This is a genomic window from Phytohabitans aurantiacus (assembly GCF_027923225.1).
GTDB lineage: Bacteria > Actinomycetota > Actinomycetes > Mycobacteriales > Micromonosporaceae > Phytohabitans > Phytohabitans aurantiacus.
The window spans coordinates 1-5043 of sequence record NZ_BSDI01000112.1; the positions used below are offsets into that span (position 1 = coordinate 1).

At 67.4% G+C, this 5043-nt stretch carries 5 protein-coding genes; all 5 read right to left on the reverse strand.

Translation table 11 applies throughout. The features are described from left to right. Window positions 1-39 precede the first annotated feature (39 nt). Window positions 40-828 (reverse strand): DUF1883 domain-containing protein, encoded by a 789-nt coding sequence (locus tag QMG73_RS45865; protein WP_281906448.1) that lies wholly within the window; start codon window positions 826-828, stop codon window positions 40-42. Window positions 829-836: 8 nt separating this feature from the next. Then, a complete protein-coding gene (locus QMG73_RS45870; RefSeq protein ID WP_281906449.1) occupies window positions 837-2060 on the reverse strand; it encodes a hypothetical protein in 1224 nt (407 codons plus the stop codon). Window positions 2061-3133: 1073 nt separating this feature from the next. Next, complete coding sequence (locus QMG73_RS45875) at window positions 3134-3457, reverse strand: helix-turn-helix domain-containing protein (protein ID WP_281906450.1); 324 nt, start codon at window positions 3455-3457, stop codon at window positions 3134-3136. Beyond that, a complete protein-coding gene (locus QMG73_RS45880; RefSeq protein WP_281906451.1) occupies window positions 3454-4521 on the reverse strand; it encodes a tyrosine-type recombinase/integrase in 1068 nt (355 codons plus the stop codon). Before QMG73_RS45880 ends, QMG73_RS45875 begins: the two co-directional genes overlap by 4 nt. A 140-nt stretch (window positions 4522-4661) precedes the next feature. Next, window positions 4662-4808, reverse strand: a complete 147-nt coding sequence (locus QMG73_RS45885; RefSeq protein ID WP_281906452.1) for a hypothetical protein — start codon at window positions 4806-4808, stop codon at window positions 4662-4664. Window positions 4809-5043: the final 235 nt, after the last annotated feature.

Consider the following 5043-nt stretch of genomic DNA (forward strand, 5'->3'; position numbering starts at 1 on the left):
TACTGGTGGAGAACACCTATTCGAAGGCTGCGCTATTCGTCACGCGGCGCCGGCGGCGAGGTCCGGGCGAACAACGCTGGCGATCTCCTCGGCGATCTCATGGATCGTGAACTGAGCGGTGCTGCGAGCGATCTTGTCGGCGAGCGACGGGCTCTGTGCCATCACTTCGTCCTTGGTGATCTCGTGCCAGATCGGAAGCAGGCTCTGCTTGCCGGAGACCTGCATTGTGACGAGGCCGTCGAGTTCGTACTGGGGCCAGCCCTTCTTGAAGAAGGACCGGGACAGCACCACGATGCCGAATCGACTGCCGGCGAGGCCGGCGTCGATCTTCCGGCGGAGGCTGTCGCCGATACGGAGTTCGAACGCGTCGAGCCAGACGGTCACGCCGAGCTCGCGCAGTCGATCGGCGAGCGGGTTGACGACGGCTGCCTTGTCCTCGCTGGCGTGTGAGATGAAGACGTCCCAGACCTGGGCGCCGTCGTTGTCGAGTGGCGGCGGCGCTTCGTGGCGGATCTGGCTCAGCGGGGCGGCCGTGGTGCTGCTGCGCAGTCGTGGCAGCGGTGGTGGCTCGACGCTCACACCGGTCCGCACGGATCCACGGAGTCCTGCCATGTCGATGGTCAGGTGCCAGTGACCGTCGCGGGGAACGGTCAGTCGGACCGGCGACCTCGTCGCGAGGCCGCCGGCATAGCGGTGTCGGCGGCCGTTCTTGAAACTCGAGAAGTTGCTCGAGTCCATCAGTCGCACGTTCGCGCTGTTCCCGCGGAGTTGGACAACGACCACGGCGCCGCGCTTGAGCTGACCGAGATCGAAATGCTGGAAGTTCATACCTCTTCTCACAGTCTGTCGTGTTCGTTGGGCCCGAAGGATCTCTTCGAGTCGCTCGTCGCCCGGGCCGCGACGAACTGCGTCCAGTCGCGTTTGGCCCAGGTGGTCCACCGCAGGGCGGTGGTGATGTGCAGCCCGGTCAGGTCGGCGAGGACGGAGGCGGGCAGGTCGGCTGCGAGTGCGAGGCGCGCGCCGTTGCGTCCGGCGAAGCTGTCTATGCCGGCGCGTTGCAGTCGGCTGGCGACGGCATTGTCGTGAGCTGGTCGTGTCGCTATTTGGCCGGGGAACAGCCAACCCGGCGTGCGGTCGATGCGTGCCAGCGTCGAGCGGGCGCCGGTGCGGGCCTGGAGTTGCTGGATCAGGTCGGCGAGACGCGGTGGCAGGAGCAGCCGGTGGCCGTCGATGAGGAGGTGGGTGTTGTCGACGTCGCGGATGACGTCGGTGTCGCGTAGGCGCAGTACCCGGGTCAGCGGCATCGCGAAGAGCAGGATCAGCGCACCGGCAACGCGCAGGTCGAGGCCGAGGGTCTCGTCGGTGAGGCAGCGGCGCAACTGGGCTATGCGATCGTCCTCGTCGAGCAGCACCGCTGGGGCGGTCCTGGCTGTCATCGGAACGTCGAGTTTCGTGGCCAGCCCTCGCTCGTAGGCCCAGCCGAGGAAGTAGCGCACCGTGCGACGTGTGGTGGTGCCGTCCTCAAGCCATTGGTCGAGGACGGACTGCGTGAGCGCGGTCAGGGTCAGGTCGTGCTGATCGAGCCAGGCAAGCAGTTCCAACGCGATCAGGATCCGTGCGCGCGCGTAGTCGGCGCTGCCGCGGCGGTAGTCACCGTTGCGGATGGCGGAACGCCGAGCCCTGCGCAGGACGAACCACTGCGCAAACGGCTTGACAACTCGGATGTGATGGCTGGGTTTGTCGGCAAGGACCCGCTCCAGCCAGGATCTGAGCCGTTCCAGGTGTTCGTCACGTGCGGTCAGCACGCCGGTGGTGACGAGGACTTCGCGGATGTAGTGCAACGGCTGAGTTTGCGGTTGCTGGTCGAGGACGTCGTGGGTAATCGGTTCGGCGGCAGCGGCGAGGTCCCGGAGAAGTTTCGCCGAACGGCTCTTGGCGAGCCAGCCAACGACCGTCGCGGGATTCTCGACCCGGGTCAACGCGTGCAGCAGTGGACGGAACTGCTGGGCGACTCGGCCATCAGCGTCGGCGAGCAGGTCGATGACACGTTCGGTGAGCACGCAGCGGAAGCAGCGCTGGTCGCAATGGATCTCGCCGCTGCGGCCGCACTCGCGGCAGGTGTATGTCAAGTCGACGCCGACGCAGGGCCCACAGACCGCTCCGCCTTGGTCGTCACGGGCGATCAGCGGACGGGCCTGGCGACAGTTGCGGCATTCGGCCGGGTTCCGACGGACGTTCTCGTAGCAGCCGACGCAGACGGGGCCGGCCGGCCATTCCGCTTGAACGGGGCGGCTGCGTCCGCAACGAAAACACGGTCTGGGCGGACGCGGACGGCAGGACTTGCAGATCGGGCGTCCAGAACCGACCCGGTGACAGGGCCGCACCCGTGCGCAGATCGAACAGGTAGCATCCTGCCCCTGGTAGCAGCCGTAGCACAGGTCGGGGATGTCGCCACGAGCTCGCCGAGCAATCGGACGGTGCTGGCCGCAGCGCCCGCATGGGCGAGCCGGTGCTCGGTAGCACGAGGCGCAGACCGGCCCGTCGGCGGTCATGGCGCTCGCCGGTCGTCGGGCGCCGCATGAGGAGCACACGCGAAGTGGGCGCGGGTGACACGCCTGGCAGCGAGGCCTGCCGTCGGCTCCGCGGGCGACCGCTCGACGTAGCCGGCCACAGCCGCCGCACTCCCGCAGGGTCTGCGGATCCTTCTCGTAGCAGGCGGTGCAGATGACGCCGTCGTCGCGGCGGACCTGAAGTCGGCGAACCTGGCCGCACCGAGCGCATGGACCGACCCGCAGAGCGGCGGCGCAAGCCGCGCAGATGCGCCGTCCTGCCTCGTCACGGCGCCCCAGGTCCGTCTTAGGTTGATCGCAGCGGGCGCAGCGGGGCGGCCGGACGTCGGCGTGGCCAGCGGCGGCCAGCGCATGAGCCAATCGCACCAGGACGGCAGGAACGTCGTGGCCCGGACGGATCAGGGCGTCAGGATGCGAGTGAAGGTAGGTATCCAGCACCCGCCATCCCCGAGCCTGCTCACCGATGCCCGCCTGAACCACCGCCGGTGTGACGCCGGGCACCGCCACCGTGATGCGGCCGAGGACTCGGTCGCGGACCTGTTCAGCGGCCTCGGCTTTCCTGCTCATGACAGGTCCGGCCGGCGAATCGTGCTGCGGCGGACCGCAGGTGCGGCGCGGCCGGACTGATCGGCGGTCTTGCGGAGCTCGGCGTTGACGACCCGCACTTCGATCAGGTCGTTGGGTTGGCAGTCGAGGATGTCGCACAGTGCTGCCAGCGTGTCCATCGACAGTCGCTGGGGTTCCTGCGCGACGAGTCGGTAGACCTGCTCCCGAGAGAGGTGCACCCCCCGTTCGGCCAGAAGAGGAAGCAGGTCCGAGGTTTGGAACATGCCTTTGGCCGCCATGCGCATCCGCAGATGCCACGCGATCCCCATCTTCTTGATCACGACGAGGCTCCGTCCCACAGGTCGGAGTGCCGATCCTGCAGCGCCCGCGTAAGTAGCCGGTTGCGGTACTCGTCGGACACCCCGGTGTAGATCGCCGTGGTGGAGGCGTAGGAGTGGCCGACCTGTTCCTGCACGAACCGCTCGGGGTAGTCGAACTCCACCAGATGCGTCACATAGGAGTGACGCAAGCAGTGCAGATCGAGGACAGGATCGAGTCCAGCGGTCTCTCGGGCCTTCTCGAACGCCTCGTTGATCGCTCGTTTCGACACCCTGCCTCGGCGCTCGGTGACCCACATGGCGGGGTGGTTCCCTGGTGCGAACAAGGGTCGGACCTCCTCCACCCACTGCGTGACGACCGGCACGACCCAGTCCATCTCGGGGACCAGCAGGACCGTGCGCCGTTTCGGTGCGCTGCCCCTGGATGACTTGCCCCACCGGACGAACACGGCCCCGCAGCGGCCGAACTGCTTCGCCTTCGGGTTGTGCCGAAGGTCGGCCAGGTCCAAGCCCCACGCCTCTCGCCGTCGCAGGCCGAACGCGTAGATCGTCTTCAGCAGCACGGCGTCACGCTGTGCGGCCAGAGCGCCTTTGCGTGCTAGTGCGCGGATCTCGTCCACGCGGCCATCGGCGGCGTCGAACAATGCCTGTACCTCGTCATAACTCAACGGGCGGCGGCCCGGCCGACCCTCGTACTCGGTGACATGCGCGATCGTGTTCCATTCGCCGAGCACCTGCTGCGGCGCCTCACCGAACCGCTCCACGCATACGCCCGCCCAGCCGTAGCGGGCGTCGGTGACGTAATCCAGGAACATCCGCAGGGCACCGACGTAACTACGAGCGGTGGACACAGCGATTGGCCTCGTACCCGAACGCAACTGGTCGACGAACGCCTCAACCTCCGCCGCACGCCACTGCCAGGGGTACTGGTTGCTGAACACCGTCAGCCGGCGAACCACGTCGATGCGCCCATCAATGGTGTCCGGCTGCAGGAACCTCACCCGCTGCTGCCGCGCCCAGCCCTCGATCATCGCCTCGAATACCGCCGGGGCCGGATCCAGGTGCACCACACCAACGGGAAGCAGCTGACGAGCAGCACCAATAAGATCAACATTCGGCTGGGTCACGTTGCATTCAACGCAACATCGTTGAAGGCGTTACGGCGCGGCCGTGCTGCCCAGGCGGTAGGACCTGGGCAGACGTGTCGCTACTTGCGCTTGCTGGACTTCGACGGCGTCTGCGACAGCGCGCTAGCCGCCGCCGCCTTGTCCGCCTTCGACGACTTCGGGTTCGCGAGCACCTTGCCCGCCGCCGAAGCCGCCTTCGAACCGGTCTGCCGGTTGTTTCGAGCCATGTCCACCACCTCCTCCGCGATTTGTTCTGCGGCCCGAGATGTGGTGTCATGCTGGTTCCTACACGCAGCGGACACCACGTCCCTGCCGCGGCGACCGCCCGACCCCTACCGGCTCGGGCGGTCGCCGTCTTTCAGCCATCGGCCGGCGCCGCGACCCTCACTCCTCCGCAGCGCACAGCCTCAGGTTTCGTCTTCGCGCATTCGACGTTGCAGCGAATGCAATTCCGCTCCTTTC